Below are 16,211 nucleotides of genomic sequence, written 5' to 3'. Positions count from 1 at the left end.
TGAGTCGCTCCTCGTTTGTGTGTACCGGTCCGGTGTGGGCCGCGACGGTGCGGCTGAGGCAGGTGTTGAACGCAGCGTATCGGTCCCCGCCCTCCGGCATGCCGCTCGGGGCGGCCTCCGCGGCGGCGAATGAGACGGACATTCCCGCTTTACCGGGCGTCAACCGGCAACGGGTTTGCGAGAGGTTGCGTCGATCGACAAGGCTGGGCATCATGCCTGCCGCCACGACGACTCTCCGCGTGCTCGCCGCCACGGCCATCGCGTCGCTCTCGGTCACCGGCTGCCAGGCCCTGGACGGCGCGGGCGTCGCGCTCGGGCGGGCCGACCTGGTCAACGACCTCGCCGCGCGGATGGACCGGGCGCTGGAGCAGACCTGGGCCGCCGACTACCAGCTCGCCGGCGGGCAGACCGCGTCGATCGCGCAGACCAAGGACCCGCTGCGCTCCACCTACACCTGGCCGGGCGGCAAGATCACGGTGACCCAGGAGGCGGTGACCCGGTGCACGAGCACCGCCGCGCGCACCTCCTGCACCATGTCGCCGCCGGTGCTCACCGCCGGCAAGCCGTCGGTGATCGTCTACGACGAGGCGCGCAAGCAGGGCCTGGTCACCCCACCGGCGGTGATCCGGCTGCTCACCGACGCGGCGCTGGAGCCGGAGGCCGCAATCAAGCAGACCGACACCACGCTGGCCGGGCACCACGCCACATGCGTCGACGTCACAAGCGCCGGGGAACGCTTCACCGCCTGCGTGACCACCGAGGGAGTGCTCGGCAGCTTCACCGGCACGCTCGACGGCAAGCCCGCCGAGGTGACGCTGAGTCGCTACACCGAGACGGTCGAGCCGTCCGCGTTCGCCGTGCCGCCCGGCGCCGGCGTGGTGGACCGGCGCACCAGGAAGTCCTGACCCCTCACACCCCCAGCAGGGTGCGCAGGTGACGCGGGGGCGGGCAGTCGTGCGCAAGCATCGCGTCGTGCCAGTCGCGCACCGGCACGCCGTCCGGCCGGGACGCGGCGATGTCGGCCATCTCGCTGTAGCCGACGAAATAGGTGGAGAGCTGGGTGGAGGTGAGCAACGCCCGCCGCCACTTGCCGGCCGCCTCGCCCTCCTCCTGGAAGCCGCGCCCGGTCATCAACGCCATCGCGTCGGCCTCGGACATGTCGTCACAGTGCACGAGCTGGTCGAGCAGCGCGTTGATGGTCATCCGGAGCTGCATCTTGAGCTGCTGCAACCGCACCGGCAGCCCGCCGAAGCCGAGCCCGGCCATCAGCTCCTCGGCGTAGACCGCCCAGCCCTCGATGAACACGCCGGACTCGGTGAGCGCCCGCACCCGGGTCGGGCCGGCGTACCGCCGAGCGTGGGCGAGCTGGAGGAAGTGCCCGGGCATCGCCTCGTGCACGGTCAAATTGCGGATCATGTGGTCGTTGTATTCCCGGTAGAACGACTCGACCCGCCGCGCCGGCCAGCCCGCCGGGGTGGGCGCGATGCAGTAGAACGTCGGCACGTCAGCCGTCTCCAACGGGCCCGGCGAGTCGCAGTAGGCCACCGCCACGCCCCGGGCGAACTCCGGCATCTCCTGGATCACGCACGGGTCGTCGACGAGGCTGACCAGGTCGTGGAGGCGGACGAAGTCACCCGCCTCGTCGAGCGTCACCGAGGCGAGGTCCACGATGGTGCCGTCGTCCGGGTGCTCGGCGGCAAGCAGGTCCAGCGCTCGGCGTACCGTCTCGTCGTCGGCCGGACCACCGACCAGCTCGACGGCCGCCGCCCGGATCTCGTCGGTGACCCGGTCGAGGTTGGCCCACGCGCGGCGCTGCACCTCGGCGGCGCCCAGCTCGGTGTCGAGCGTGTGCCAGAGCCGCGCCTCCCAGCGCCGCCGGCCCAGCCGCGGGTCACGCCCCGGGCCGGCGTCGGCCGCCAACCCCGCCCGCAGCCACGCCACGAACTCGTCGAGCGCGGCGATCGCGGCCGTCGCCGCCGGCCCCACCCGGTCGCGCAGCGCCGGCGCCTGGGCGAGCAACGCCGGCACCTCGTCGCGGACCAGCGCCGCGGCGCCGGCGAACTGCCCGACCGCCGTCTCGGCATGGACCCGCGGCATGTCCCGCAGCGTCGCACGCGCGGTCGCCAACGCATCCGGTACGGCGTCGAGACGCCCGGCGAGGTGGCTGAGCCGCTCCTCGACCGGCGCGTACGGCCGGGCCAGCAGCGCGTGCAACAACGGCCCCGGGTTGTGCCGCAGCGGATCCCACTCGTGGCCGCGGATCTCGGTCGCCTCGAACAACCCCTGGTCGACCAGAGCGCTGAGCAGCGCGTGGTCGACGCTCTCGTCGACGTCGAGCACGTCCGGGTCGATCTCGGAGAGCGCGTCGGCCGCGTCCTTCAGCATCGCCTGGTCGGCGGCGAGCGCGTCGGCGGAGAGGTCGGGCAGGCGGTCGTCGTAGCGGTGGTCCCCGACGGAGGTGGCCAACCCGGGCCGGCTCTCCAGCAACGCCTCCACGATCCGCTCCGCGAGCGGCACGAACGCTTCCATGCCCGAACCCTACCGACCTCCCCCGACGTTCCCCGCGGGCTCGGAGGTCAGGTGGGCTGGGCGGGGGTGGCGCGTTCGGCCGCGCGGACCGCGTCGGCGTACGCCAGGGCGGCGCGACGCAACGCGGCCTCCGGGTCGATGCCGGCCTGCCGGGCGGCGGCGACCGTGGCCAGCAGACTCGCGCCGAGCCGCGCCTCCGGGTCCACCTGCGACTGCGCGAGCGGCGGCGGCACGGCCAGGCCGACCCGGCCGGCGCGGTCCAGGATCTTCGCGGCCAGGGCGAGCGCCGGCTGGCTCAACGCCACGCCGTCGAGCACCGAGTCACGGGTCTTCTCGGCCCGCTTGATCCGCTCCCAGTTCGCCTCGATCTCCTCGATCGAACCGGCCTGCTCACCGGAGAACACGTGCGGGTTGCGCCGCACCATCTTGTCGACCAGGGTGCCGGCCACGTCGTCGACGGTCCAGCGCTCGCCCTCCGGCAGGTCCTCGGCCAGCCGGGCGTGCAGCAACACCTGGAGCAGCACGTCGCCAAGCTCCTCGCGGAGCGCGTCAGTGTCGTCGGCGCTGATCGCGTCGTACGCCTCGTAACACTCCTCGATGAGGAAGCCGGCCAGGCTGCGGTGGGTCTGCGCCCGCTTCCACGGGTCACCGCCCGGCGAGGCCAGCCGGTCCATCACCTCGACCGCGTCGAGCAGCCGGGCGCCGGGCGGATCCCAGGAGCCGTACATCAGCTCCAGCTCGGCCAGGCCGGGCTGGCGGGCCAGCCGCAGCCCCAGCTCGCGGGCGAGTGCCTCGTCGCCGGCCGGGCCGGCCAGCCACACCGCGCCGCCGTGCGCCGCGGCGGCGTCGAGCAGGGCCTGCGTCGCGCCCTCGGTCACCACGCGCACCTCGGCGCCGGCCGTCCGGACCGCCCGGGTCAGCTCACTCTCCGCGCCGGTGAGGACCGGTGCGGCGCGTACGGCGTCCCAGGCGGCCGACGTCAGCAGGCCGGCCGGCAACCGGGGCGAGGTGACAAGCAGGACGATGCGCGCGGTCATGCTCCGGGCGCCGCCGACGGGTCGACCACAGGCATCGACTCACCGGCGTCCGGCTCCGGGGTGGAGACGTCGGTGACCGACGAGCCCGGCTCGCCCAGCGGCACGGCCACCGCCGGCACGTTGCCCTTGAAGCTGAGCAGCGGGAAGGCCAACGGACGGTAGCGCGGGTTGACCGAGACGTCGTACCCGCCGATGGCGTCGGCGAGCGACTTACGGGTGCCCAGGGCGGAGCGGAGCTGCTCGCCGTCGAGCTGGCGGGCGGCGTCGGCGTCCGAGACGTCCGGCGGGATGGCGCCGGCGGCCCGGCCGGCGGAGATCACCGTGGCCAGCTCGTCCGGCGTGGGGGCGGCCTGCTCGGAGGCCGGCAGGCCGGACATGCAGGTGTAGAACTCGGCCACCTTCTTCGGGTACGTCGCGTCGGCGGGCAGGCCGGTCTGCTCGGCGACCTGATCCGGGGTCACCTGGCCCTGCGGCTGGTAGCCCTTGTCGGCGGAGAGTTCCCGGCACACGTCCGACAGCACGAGGGTGGCGACCACCTGGTCCCGGGCCGGCAGCAGCGCGTCGGCCTGCGGGGCGGTGGCCGGCTGGCTGGCCAGGCCGTCCCGCACCTCGTCGAGGATCGAGGTGACCTGATCCTCGGTGACGCGGTGGCCGCCGACGTAGGCGGCGACCCCGGGCTCGGTACGGCAACCGGAGAGGGCGACGAGGCCGACCGCCACGCTGGCGACGGCGACAAGACGGCGAGCACGCATGACGGTCACTCTCTCACGCCCCGTATCCGGCTGTGACGCCGCCCACCTCACCGCGCCCCCGCCCCGGCCGGCTGCGCCGCCGGCTCGCCCAGGACGTCGGAGAGGAGCTGCGCGCACCACTCCAGCAACGCCTGGTCGCGCAGCGGCTCGCCGCCGATCCGGCGGGTGCTCGGCCGGGGCACGCTCACCTGGTCGGCCGCCTGCTTGTAGACCGAGTCCGGGTGGTAGCGCTTGAGCCGCATCTGCTTCGAGTCGGGCAGCGGCAACGGGCTGAACCGGAGATGCTTGCCCTGCATCGACACGTCGGCCAGGCCGTAGCGGCGGGCCAGCAGCCGGAAGTTCGCCACCGCGACCAGGTTCTGCACCGGCACGGGCGGCTCGCCGTAGCGGTCCGTCATCTCGGCCACCACCTCGCGCAGCCGCTCGGCGTCGCGTGCCTCGGCGAGCTTGCGGTACATCTCCAGCCGCAGCCGTTCCACCCCGACGTAGTCGTGCGGCAGGTGCGCGTCGATCGGCAGGTCGATCTTGACGTCGGCCTCCTCCTCCGTGCTCTCGCCCTTGAACGCGGAGACGGCCTCGCCGACCATCCGCACGTACAGGTCGAAGCCGACGCCCTCGATGTGACCGGACTGCTCGCCGCCGAGCAGGTTGCCGGCGCCACGGATCTCCAGGTCCTTCATCGCCACGTACATGCCGGCTCCCAACTCGGTGTGCTGGGCGATGGTGGCGAGCCGCTCGTGCGCGTTCTCGGTGAGCGGCTTGTCCGCCGGGTAGAGGAAGTACGCGTACGCGCGCTCCCGGCCCCGGCCGACCCGACCCCGGATCTGGTGCAACTGGGCCAGGCCGAGCAGGTCGGCGCGCTCGACGATGAGCGTGTTGGCGTTCGGGATGTCGATGCCGGACTCGACGATCGTGGTGCAGACCAGGACGTCGAACTCCTTCTCCCAGAAGCCGACCATCACCTTCTCCAGCGCTTCCTCGCCCATCTGGCCGTGCGCCACCGCGACCCGCGCCTCGGGCACCAACTCCCGGATCCGGCGGGCCGCCCGGTCGATCGACTCGACCCGGTTGTGCAGGTAGAAGACCTGCCCGTCGCGGAGCAGCTCGCGGTGGATGGACGCGGCCACCTGCCGGTCGTCGTACGCCCCGACGAACGTGAGCACCGGGTGCCGCTCCTCCGGCGGGGTGGCGATGGTGGACATCTCCCGGATGCCGGTGATCGCCATCTCCAGCGTCCGCGGGATCGGGGTGGCCGACATGGCGAGCACGTCGACCGAGGCGCGCAGCGTCTTCAGGTGCTCCTTGTGCTCGACGCCGAAGCGCTGCTCCTCGTCGATGACGACCAGACCGAGATGCTTGAACCGGGTGGCCGCCTGGAGCAGCCGGTGGGTGCCGATGACGATGTCGACGCTGCCGTCGGCGACCATCTCCAGCGTCCGCTCGCTCTCCTTCGGCGTCTGGAAGCGGGAGAGCTGCCGGATGTTCACCGGGAACTGGCTCATCCGCTCGGCGAACGTGTTGTAGTGCTGCTGCACCAGCAGCGTGGTGGGCACCAGCACCGCCACCTGCTTGCCGTCCTGCACCGCCTTGAACGCCGCCCGTACCGCGATCTCGGTCTTGCCGTAGCCGACGTCGCCGCAGATCAGCCGGTCCATCGGGACGGTCTGCTCCATGTCCCGCTTGACCTCCTCGATGGCGGCCATCTGGTCCGGCGTCTCCTGCCAGGGGAACGCGTCCTCAAGCTCCCGCTGCCACGGCGTGTCCGGGCCGAAGTTGTGCCCCTTGGACGCCTTCCGGGCCGCGTAGAGCTGGATGAGCTGGGCGGCGATCTCGCGGACCGCCTTGCGCGCCCGGGCCTTGGACTTCTGCCAGTCCGAGCCGCCCATCTTGTGCAGCGTGGGCTGCTCGCCGCCGACGTAGCGGGAGAGCTGGTCGAGCTGGTCGGTGGGGACGAAGAGCCGGTCGCCGGGCTGGCCGCGCTTGCTCGCCGCGTACTCGATCACCAGGTATTCCCGGCTGGCGCCGTTGACGGTGCGCTGCACCAGCTCGACGTACCGGCCGATGCCGTGCTGCTCGTGCACCACGAAGTCGCCGGCCCGCAGCTCCAGCGGGTCGATGGTGTTGCGCCGCCGGCTGGGCATCTTGCGCATGTCGCGGGTGGAGGTGCCCCGCCCGCCGGTGACGTCGTTGCCGGTCAGCAGCACGAACCGGGACGCCTCGTCGACGAAGCCTGCGGTCAGGCAGCCGCAGGAGACGAGCAGCTCGCCGGGGGCGGGCGCGGTGGGCACCTCCTCGGTGAAGCGGGCGCCGAGACCGGCGTCACGCAGCACCTCGACGGCCCGCTGGGCGGGACCGTGCCCCTCGAAGACGAGCGCGATCGACCAACCCTCACCGGCCCAGCGCTTCAGGTCGTCGACCACCCGGGCGGTCTCGCCGTGGTAAAGCGGAGCCGGCTGGGCGGCGAGACTCACCGCGATGGCGTCGTCGGGCGTGACGTCGACCTCGGCCGGCGCGTCCTCCCAGGGCTGCCGGGCCGGCGCGCTCTCGGCCTCCACCAGGCCGAACGGGGCGAGCGTCCACCAGGGCTGGCGCAGGGCGCGGGCCTGCGTGCGTACCTCGGCCAGGGTCTTGAAGGCGGCGGCGCCGAGGTCGACCGGGGCCTGGCCGCCGACGGCGGCTGCGGCCCAGCTCGCCTGGAGGAACTCCTCCGAGGTACGGACCAGGTCGTGCGCCCGGGTGCGGATCCGCTCCGGGTCGCAGAGCAGCACGTGGGTGCCGGCCGGCATGCAGTCGACGAGCAGCTCCAGCGCGTCGTCGCCGATGAGCGCCGGCGCCAGGGACTCCATCCCCTCGACCGGGATGCCCTCGGCCAGCTTGTCGAGGATCTCGGCCAGCTCGGGGTGCTCGGCGGCGAGCGCGGCGGCCCGCTGCCGCACCTCCGGGGTGAGCAGCAGCTCGCGGCAGGGCGGCGCCCAGAGCTGCGGTACGCCCTCGATGGTGCGCTGGTCGGCGACCGCGAAGGTGCGGATCTCCTCCACCTCGTCGCCCCAGAACTCGACCCGGGACGGGTGCTCGTCGGTGGGCGGGAAGACGTCGAGGATGCCGCCGCGCACGGCGAACTCGCCGCGCTTGGTGACCAGGTCGACCCGGGCGTACGCCATGTCGGTGAGCCGGCGGGCCACCTCCTCCAGGTCGGCCTCCTCGCCGGCGGCGAGCTGCACCGGCTCCAGGTCGCCGAGGTTCTTGAGCTGCGGCTGGAGCAGCGACCGGACCGGCGCCACGACCACCCGCAGCGGCCCGGTGCGCCCGTGCGCGTCGGCCGAGTCGGGGTGGGCCAGCCGGCGCAGCACGGCGAGACGCCGCCCGACCGTGTCGGAGCGGGGCGAGAGCCGTTCGTGCGGCAGCGTCTCCCAGGACGGGAAGACCGCCACCTGCTCCGGCGGCAGCAGGCTGCCAAGCGCCGAGACCAGGTCGTCGGCCTCACGGGTGGTGGCGGTGACCGCGAGCACCGGCCGCCCGGCCCCCTGAACGTCGGCGGCCACCGCCGCGACCGCGAACGGGCGCAGCGCGGCGGGTGCGGTGAGGTCGAGGCCGTCGACCTGCGCGGCACCGGAGCGCGCCAGGTCACGCGCCCGGGCCAGCCCGGGGTCGGCCAGGGCGGCGGCGAAGAGTCCGGTGAGCATCAGCATTCACTTCCAGCGCTTGACACGACGACGACCCCGCGTCCAGCCGGACGGGGGGTGCACCCCCCGACCTTATCCCCTCCCACCCCGTTACCCGGATGCGCGCCGACTCACGGCACGATGCGCGCTGGCGCTTCTTGACGGGGTGGAGGGGGCATGGTGGCGTGGTGGCATGGGCGAGTATCGGGCGGTCTTCGACGCCGAGGTGGAATTTGTCAACGGCGGCGGACTGCGCACCGACGGGTTCCGGCTTGATGTGCCCGGCCCGGACGTCACCGACGACGAGCTGGCCGCGCTGCTCGTCCGGCACCTCGGGCTGCTCATGGTCGGCGAGGTGCGGATCAGCAACCGGAGCGTGGTGGCGGAGCCGCACAAGGGCGGGCGCGGCGTCGACACCCCGGCCACCGCCGGACGGCGTCTCGTCGAGTTGAGCCACGTGATCGGCGACGGCATGGTCACGCTGCCCGGCTGGCCCGCGCCCCGGATCACCGAGTGGCTGACCCGGGAGGCGTCCCGTCAGCGGTACGCGCCGGGCGTCGAGTTCCACGTCGGCCGCATCGACATGATCGCCAACACCGGCACGTACGTCGACACGCCGTCGCACCGCTACGCCGACGGGGCCGACCTGACCGGGGTCGGGCTGGACCGGCTGGCCGACCTGCCCGGCCTGGTGGTGCGCGTGCCCGCCGGCACCCGGGCGGTGGACCGGCTGCTGCTCGCCCCCTACGACGTGGCCGGGCGGGCCGTGCTGCTGCACACCGGGTGGGACACCCACTTCGGCACCGACCGGTACGCCGCTCCGGACGCGCCGTTCCTGACCGGTGACGGCGCGTCCTGGCTGGTTTCGGCGGGTGCCACGCTTGTCGGCATCGACTCGATCAACATCGACGACATGACCCCGGCGGCGGCCGGCGAGCGCCCGGCACACAGCACGTTGCTCGCCGCCGGCATCCCGATCGTGGAGCACCTGACCGGCCTGGGTGCGCTGCCGCCGGCCGGTTTCCGGTTCACCGCCGCGCCGCCGCGGGTGGCCGGCATGGGCACCTTCCCGGTCCGCGCCTTCGCCGTCGTCTGACCGCCCGCAGTATCCGTCGATCGGTAAGTGGAGGTCGTCAGGGGCTCATGAGGTTGGCGACGACAGCCGGGCGCCCCGCACCGCCGACGCCATGACGCCGGCCGGGCCGGAAGCGCCCGCCCACCGCCGCTCCCACACGACGCACGATCCCTCCCGTATCCCGGGAGCAGAAGAGATCTTGGAAGATTTCGGCCCCTCCGGGGGCCCTTTCCTTCCAAGATCCCGGCTGTCCCGCCACCACAAGCCCAACCCGCCCTCCCATCGGGCAAGCCGGGTGATCATGAAGTTGACGGCAAGGTTGATCTCCTGGAACGCCGCCAACTTCATGATCGCCGCGGGCAGGGTGCGATGCGTGAGTTGACCAAGGAGTTTGGGGTGCGGGAGGGCGGTTTCGACGACAGGAACTCGTTGATCAACTCGCGGGGCGGGGGCGGGGGCGGGGGTGGGGGTCAGGCGGCGCGGGATGCGGTGGGGTGCAGGTGGCGGAGCAGGTGTTGGGACGCGCGGACCAGTGCGCGGGACTGGGGCAGGTCGATCGGCCACCGCTCGACGTCCTCACCCGCGGAGAACTCCAGCAGTAGGCCGGACGGCGGCGTCGGGCCGACATCCATCCGCCACAGGCCGACTCCGGCCTGGATCACCTCGTCACCCCGGACCGCCGTGCCGACTAGGCGGGACAGATGCAGGCCGTTACGACCGGCGCAGTCCGGGCCACGCAGGCACCAGGGCGGGTGGGCGATGTTCGATAGATTGCTCATGGGCCGGGCGTCCTTCCCGGTCAAGGCCCGGGGAGCGGAGTGCCACCTCCACCCCGGGCCGCCTTATGCGTCGTGGGGACCTGCCACGGTCACCCAGATGCAACCTACGACTACCTGTCATGCCAGGTCAGTACCTGCCACCACATTTGATTGACGCTTCGTCGTCCGCCGTGATCACATGGGTGCACCTGCCACGGAGTCGACCCATGCCTGCCTACACCAAGAAGCAACGCCTCATCGAGACCTTGACCGAGCGCATCGAATCAGGCGACTATCCGCCCGGCGCGAAGCTGCCCTCCGGCACCGAGCTGTGCGCCGAGTTCGACGTCTCCCGCCAGGTGGTGCGTTCCGCCATTGACTGGCTGAAGGCGCGGGGACTCGTCGAGGGCGCGCCCGGCGCCGGTGTGTTCGTGCGGGAGCAGCGCGGTCAGTAGCGCACCGCGATCCGGCGCTCGACCGCGTCGACCCGGATCTCCCCGCCGTACGGGATGATCAGTTGCGGATCGGTGTGGCCGAGGTCGACGTCGAAGACCACCACCGGGTCGTCGGTGTACGGCCCGATCGCCCGCAGGACCGCCGCCCGCTGCTCCTCGCCCCAGGCCAGCCGCTCCCGCGACGGTCAGCGGCCGATCGAAGTCCCACGCCTTGGGGCGGCCGACCACGATGGCCGGGAAGCCGGCGAGCAGACCGCGCTCGCCCAGGTTGCGCACGATCCGGAAGACCTCCTGGGCCGGCGGCATCTCCTGCGAGGTCTCGATGACCAGCACCGAGCCGGCCAGCTCGGCGGCGGACGGCACCCGGTCCGCCGCCGCCAGCCAGTGCAGGATCTCCAGGTTGCCGCCCCAGGTGCGACCCCGCACCACCCGGGCGGGCCCGTGCCAACGCCAGCCCCCGCCCGGATACATGGGCGGTTCCTCGGTGAGCGTCGCCGGGTCGCGCCAGTCGTGCGGCTCGTCGCCCCACTCGGCGGCGGCGGTCAGGTCGTACCAGCCGGCGCTGAACAGCGCGGCGCGCAGCGAGTCGAGCGTCAGCGGGTGCGGCCGGCCGGAGCGGCCGAGGTGCACAAGCACCGAGCCGCCGTGGTAGGCCACGATCCCCAGCCGGTAGAGGTGGTTGAGCACGTTGGTGTTGTCGGAGTAGCCGAAGTACGGCTTCGGGTTGGACCGCAGCACGTCGTCGTCGAGGAAGGGGGTGACCGTGACCAGGTCGTCCCCACCCACGGTGGCGAGCACCGCGGTGATCGCCGGGTCGGCGAACGCGGCGGTCAGGTCACGGGCCCGGTCCCGCGGGTCGGCGCCCATCACCCGGGTGGTCGGATATTCCACCGGCTCCAGGCCGAGTTCCTCGCGGAGCCGGCGCAGGCCCAGTTCGTACACGTGGGGGAAGAGACCTGGCAGGCCGGCGGAGGGTGAGACGACAGCGACCCGGTCGCCCGGCTCCGGCTTGGTCGGGTAGCGCGGTGGCGTCATGATCCGACGCTATCGGCCCGCACCAGCGATTTCCGACCATAGGCTGAGGCCGTGGACGACGAGCCGGAGTTGCGGACCCGGGACTGGCTGCCGCGCACGGCGGCGCTGGTGCTCGGCACCCTGGCGCTTGCGAGCGCGTTCATCGCGGCCTACGTCGGCGCGCTGCACAAGCCGGACCCGAAGGACGTGCCGGTCGCCGTGGTCACCACCGACCAGCAGGCCCAGGCCGTGATGTCGGCCGTCCGCGCCCGCACCGACACCATCAAATCCGTCGGGTACGACAGTCAGGAACGCGCCGTCGACGGCCTGAACGACCGATCGGTGTACGCGGTGCTGCACTCGAACCCCGGCGGCGGGCTCACCCTGGCCACGGCAAGCGCCGGCGCGCCCGCCGCCACCGAACTCGTCACCGACGTGTTCACCGAGGCGGCCCGGCAGGCCGGCGTGCCGCTCCAGGTCACCGACGAGGTGCCGGTGTCCGGCGGCGACCCGCGCGGCCTGGTCCCGTTCTATCTGGCGGTCGGCGTGGTGCTCGGCGGCTACCTGGCGTCCACGGCGCTCGGCATCTCGCTCGGCACCAGCCCGCGCGACCTGCGCCGGGCCGGGCTGCGGATCGCCACGCTCGCGGTGCACTCGATCCTGCTCGGCCTCATCGCCGCGGTGCTCGTCGGCCCGGTGCTTGACGTCTTTCCGCACAGGGTGGGAACCGTCGCGGTGATCGGCGCGCTTTCCGCGTTCGCGGCCGGGATGGTCGCGGCGGCCGTGCAGGCGTGGCTCGGGCTGCTCGGCACGGGCATCGTGATCCTGCTGCTGGTGGTGCTCGGCAACCCCGGCTCCGGCGGCATCTACGCGCCCGAGTTCCTGCCGCCGTTCCTGCGCGGGATGCACCGCTGGAACGTGCCCGGACTCGCCACCGACCTGTTCAAGTCGGCCATCTACTTCGGCTGGCGCGGCGGCGGCTGGGCGCTGACCGGCCTGCTTGTCTGGGTGGTCGCCGGCCTGGTCGGGCTGCTCACCGCCACCATGTTCCGGGCTCGCCGGCGGGCCGCCCGGACCGCGCCGGGACGACACGCCGCAGGCGCCCGGCACGCCGAGGGGTGACCGGCCGGCGCATCCCGGAGTGAAGGTCATCACGTCGTCCCCCTCCTGCCGTCGGGGCGTACGCGGATACCATCCAGGGGAGTCGGACAGCGCTGTCCTTCGTCCTCGCGTAAGGAGCGCACCGTGACCGACCAGCACGACCACGACGGCCCCGACGCCGCTCTCCGGGCCGACATCCGCCGACTCGGCACGCTGCTCGGGCAGACCCTGGCCCGCCAGGAGGGCCGGCCACTGCTCGACCTGGTCGAGGAGATCCGCGCCCAGGTCCGCTCCGACGCGCCGGCCGCGGCCCAGCGACTCGCCGGGCTCGACGTCAGCACCGGCACGAAGCTGGCCCGCGCCTTCTCCACCTACTTCCACCTGGCGAACATCACCGAGCAGGTGCACCGCGCGCGTGACCTGCGCCGCCGCCGCGCCACCCACGGCGGCTGGCTGGACCAGGCCGCCAAGACGATCGCCGAGCGCGGCGTACCGGCCGAGGAGATCGCCGCCGCGGCCCGCCGGCTGGCCGTCCGCCCGGTCTTCACCGCCCACCCCACCGAGGCGGCCCGCCGGTCCATCCTGTCCAAGCTTCGCGCCGTCGCCGACGAGCTGGACGCCGAGACCGCGAACGCGATCCTCTACGGAGCGAGCGACGAGGGCCCGGCCAACCGCCGCCTCGCCGAGCTGCTCGATCTGATGTGGCAGACCGACGAGCTGCGGCTGGACCGGCCGGACCCGACCGACGAGGCCCGCAACGCCATCTACTACCTGCGTGACCTGCACGCCGAGGCGGCGCCGCAGGTCCTCGACGACCTCGCCGACACGCTGCGCACACTCGGCGTGGAGACGTCGCCGACGGCCCGCCCGCTGTCGTTCGGCACCTGGATCGGCGGCGACCGGGACGGCAACCCGTTCGTCACCCCGGCGGTCACCCGCGAGGTGCTGCGGATCCAGCACGAGCACGGCATCGAGGCCACCGAGAAGGCGATGGACGAGCTGATCAGCGAGGTCAGCGTCTCCCGCCGGCTGCGCGCGGTCTCCCTCGACCTCTCCGCCAGCCTGGCCAAGGACCTGGACGCGCTGCCCGAGGTGGCGCCCCGGTTCCGCCGGGTCAACGCCGAGGAGCCCTACCGGCTCAAGGCCCGGTGCGTGAAGGCGAAGCTCGCGAACACCCGGGAGCGGCTGCGCGCGGGCACCCCGCACGTGCCGGGCCGGGACTACCAGGGCTCGACCGAGCTGATCGCCGACCTGGAGCTGCTGCGCGCCTCGCTGGCCCGCAACTCCGGTCAGCTCACCGCCGTCGGGCGGTTGGCCTCCACCATCCGTACGGTGTCCGCGTTCGGGCTGCACCTGGCCACGATGGACATCCGGGAGCACGCCGAGAAGCACCACGAGGTGCTGGAGCAGCTCTACGAGGCGGTCGGCGAGGTGTCCGACTACCCGTCGCTGACCCGGCTGGAGCGCACCAAGCTGCTCGCCGACGAGCTGACCGGCCGCCGGCCGCTCTCCACCCAGGACAGCCCGCTCACCGAGTCGGCCCGCAAGACGTTCGACGTGTTCGGGGCGATCCGCGAGGCGCAGGACCGGTTCGGCCCCGAGGTCATCGAGTCGTACATCATCTCGATGACGCTCGGCGTGGACGACGTGCTCGCCGCCGTGGTGCTGGCCCGCGAGGCGGGTCTGGTCGACGTGCAGAGCGGGCGGGCCCGGGTCGGCATCGTGCCGCTGCTGGAGACCCCGGCCGAGCTGGACTCCGGCGGCGAGCTGCTGGACGAGCTGCTGTCGCTGCCGGCGTACCGGGCGCTCGTCACGGCCCGGGGCGACGTGCAGGAGGTGATGCTCGGTTACTCCGACTCCAACAAGGAAGCCGGCATCACCACCAGCCAGTGGTCCATCCACCGGGCCCAGCGGGCGCTGCGGGACGTGGCCGCCCGGCACGGCGTACACCTGCGGTTGTTCCACGGCCGGGGCGGCACGGTCGGCCGGGGTGGCGGCCCCACCCACGAGGCGATCCTCGCCCAGCCCTACGGCACGCTCGACGGTGCGATCAAGGTGACCGAGCAGGGTGAGGTCATCTCCGACAAATACACGCTGCCGGCGCTGGCCCGGGAGAACCTGGAGCTGACCGTGGCCGCCGTGCTCCAGGCCACGCTGCTGCACACCGCGCCCCGGCAGCCGGCCGAGATGCTCGAACGCTGGGACGCGACGATGGACGTGGTGTCCGCCTCGGCGTTCCGGTCCTACCGGTCCCTGGTCGAGGACCCGGACCTGCCGGCCTACTTCTGGGCGTCCACCCCGACCGAGCTGCTCGGCGCGCTCAACATCGGCTCCCGGCCGGCGAAGCGCCCGAACACCGGCGCCGGCCTGTCCGGCCTGCGCGCCATCCCGTGGGTGTTCGGCTGGACGCAGACCCGGCAGATCGTGCCGGGCTGGTTCGGCGTGGGCTCCGGGCTGGCCGCCGCGCGGGAGGCGGGCCTGGCCGACGTGCTCGCCGAGATGAACCGGAACTGGCACTTCTTCCGCACGTTCCTGTCAAACGTCGAGATGATGCTTACCAAGACCGACCTGAGCATCGCCCGCCGCTACGTGGAGACCCTGGTCCCGAAGAAGCTGCACCCGATCTTCGCCAAGATCGAGGAGGAGTACGAACTGACCAAGCGGGAGGTGCTGGCGGTGACCGCCTCGCCGGCCCTGCTGGAGAACTCGCCGGTCCTCCAGCGCACGCTCGCCGTGCGGGACACCTACCTGGAGCCGCTGCACCATCTCCAGGTGGCGTTGCTGCGGCAGTATCGCGAGTCCGGCGCCGCCGGCCGGGCGGTGGCCACCGCACCTGGCGGCCGGCGCGCCCCGAACGACGGCACGGCGCTGGAGCGGGCGCTGCTGACCACGGTCAACGGCATCGCCGCCGGCATGCGCAACACCGGCTGAGAGGTAAGGAGGGGCCCCCGCTTAACGCTTTCTGCATAGGCGGGGGCCCCTTTTAACACCTGGCTCCGATTAGAAGTCGCCGCCGCCGAAGTCACCGCCGCCGCCGAAATCGCCGCCGGCGTAGTCGCCGCCGCCCGGGTCGCCGCCGAAGTCGCCGCCCTGGTCGCCGAAGTCCTGGCCGTCGCCGAAACCGTCCTGGAAGCCCTCCTGATAGCCGGAGTCGTAGCCGTAGCCCGGGTCGGCGAACGCGGGTGAGAAGAGCGCGTCCGCGATCAGCATGCCGCCGATCACCCCGGCGCCGGCGCCGAGCGCGGTCTTCCACCACGGCGTCGAGTACCACCCGGCGGGCACCGGCCGGCCCTGGAGACGGCCGCCGGGATAGTAGTAGGGCGTCTGACTCCCCGGCTGCGGGCCGGCCCGGAACCGCTGGCCCTGCACGTCGACCTCGCGCTCCTTGGTGAGCGCGCCGGCGCCGCGGGCCGCGGCCAGCGGCGGCAGCTCCGGGCCCGGGTCGATGCCCATGGCCGTACGCGCCGCCCGGATGTACGCCAGCCCCTCCAGCGCGGTCTCCCGCGCCAACGCGAACTGGTGCGTGGTACGCGCCTGCTCCAGTTGCGAGCCGGCCGCGTTGTACCGCTCACCGGCGTCGGCGAGCGCCTGCCGGACCGCCGGCGCGTCGCCGTGCAGGTTCATCAGCTGGCCGCCGAGCCGCTCGTACCACCGCTGCGCCTCGGCGCGGGCGTCCGCCAGCTCGTTGGCCCGCCGGGACCTGCTTCCCCATCGCCAGAACACAAGCGCACCTCCGAGCATCAGCACCAGGAACAGCCACAGGGCAATGTCCATGACCTCGAACGTACCCACCGCGCGCACGTCGTACCCGTTTGGCAAGCTCTCTGG

Annotated in this window: 11 protein-coding genes and 1 pseudogene; 5 read left to right on the top strand and 7 right to left on the bottom strand. The window is 72.9% G+C overall.

Translation table 11 applies throughout. The features are described from left to right. Positions 1-212: 212 nt before the first annotated feature. Positions 213-905 (top strand): hypothetical protein, encoded by a 693-nt coding sequence (locus tag SM450_RS01535; RefSeq protein ID WP_474617824.1) that lies wholly within the window; start codon positions 213-215, stop codon positions 903-905. Between the two features lie 4 nt (positions 906-909). Here SM450_RS01535 and SM450_RS01530 read toward each other — a convergent pair whose 3' ends face one another. The 4 genes from SM450_RS01530 to mfd are packed head-to-tail and all read right to left on the bottom strand — an operon-like array spanning position 910 to position 8,001. Continuing rightward, positions 910-2,529 carry a DUF885 domain-containing protein gene (locus SM450_RS01530; protein WP_474617823.1) on the bottom strand — a complete coding sequence of 540 codons (1,620 nt, stop codon included), beginning with the start codon at positions 2,527-2,529 and terminating at the stop codon, positions 910-912. A 47-nt stretch (positions 2,530-2,576) separates the two neighbouring features. Next, a complete protein-coding gene (locus SM450_RS01525) occupies positions 2,577-3,566 on the bottom strand; it encodes a nucleoside triphosphate pyrophosphohydrolase (RefSeq protein ID WP_474617822.1) in 990 nt (329 codons plus the stop codon). Then, positions 3,563-4,318, bottom strand: coding sequence for a hypothetical protein (locus SM450_RS01520; protein ID WP_474617821.1), 756 nt, complete (start codon positions 4,316-4,318; stop codon positions 3,563-3,565). Before SM450_RS01520 ends, SM450_RS01525 begins: the two co-directional genes overlap by 4 nt. 47 nt (positions 4,319-4,365) lie before the next feature. Continuing rightward, positions 4,366-8,001, bottom strand: a complete 3,636-nt coding sequence (gene mfd, locus SM450_RS01515) for a transcription-repair coupling factor (protein ID WP_474617820.1) — start codon at positions 7,999-8,001, stop codon at positions 4,366-4,368. A 172-nt stretch (positions 8,002-8,173) separates the two neighbouring features. Between mfd and SM450_RS01510 the strand changes: the two genes are divergently transcribed. Next, positions 8,174-9,076, top strand: a complete 903-nt coding sequence (locus SM450_RS01510; RefSeq protein ID WP_474617819.1) for a cyclase family protein — start codon at positions 8,174-8,176, stop codon at positions 9,074-9,076. A 449-nt stretch (positions 9,077-9,525) separates the two neighbouring features. On the opposite strand, the gene SM450_RS01505 is transcribed toward SM450_RS01510, so the two are convergent. Further along, the gene (locus SM450_RS01505) at positions 9,526-9,834 is read right to left on the bottom strand and encodes a hypothetical protein (protein WP_474617818.1); all 309 of its coding nucleotides are present in this window, start codon (positions 9,832-9,834) and stop codon (positions 9,526-9,528) included. 65 nt (positions 9,835-9,899) lie between these two features. Between SM450_RS01505 and SM450_RS01500 the strand changes: the two genes are divergently transcribed. After that, entirely contained in the window at positions 9,900-10,268 is a 369-nt protein-coding gene (locus tag SM450_RS01500; protein ID WP_474617817.1) for a winged helix-turn-helix domain-containing protein, read from the top strand. Here the strand turns inward: SM450_RS01500 and SM450_RS01495 are convergent. Next, positions 10,262-11,303 (bottom strand): annotated as a pseudogene (locus SM450_RS01495) (S66 family peptidase). The gene SM450_RS01500 and the pseudogene SM450_RS01495 sit on opposite strands and share 7 nt — an antisense overlap. Before the next feature lie 51 nt (positions 11,304-11,354). Between SM450_RS01495 and SM450_RS01490 the strand changes: the two are divergent. Both SM450_RS01490 and ppc read left to right on the top strand, forming a co-directional pair. Continuing rightward, on the top strand, positions 11,355-12,404 hold the full coding sequence (locus SM450_RS01490) for an ABC-2 transporter permease (protein ID WP_474617816.1): 1,050 nt from the start codon (positions 11,355-11,357) through the stop codon (positions 12,402-12,404). Between the two features lie 123 nt (positions 12,405-12,527). Beyond that, entirely contained in the window at positions 12,528-15,314 is a 2,787-nt protein-coding gene (ppc, locus tag SM450_RS01485) for a phosphoenolpyruvate carboxylase (protein WP_474617815.1), read from the top strand. A gap of 69 nt (positions 15,315-15,383) precedes the next feature. Here the strand turns inward: ppc and SM450_RS01480 are convergent, their stop codons facing one another. Next, entirely contained in the window at positions 15,384-16,157 is a 774-nt protein-coding gene (locus tag SM450_RS01480) for a hypothetical protein (RefSeq protein WP_474617814.1), read from the bottom strand. Positions 16,158-16,211: the final 54 nt, after the last annotated feature.

Source organism: Micromonospora marincola, from assembly GCF_056150385.1.
The sequence above is the reverse complement of the archived record's forward strand: the minus strand, read 5'-3'. Positions and strand labels throughout refer to the sequence as shown.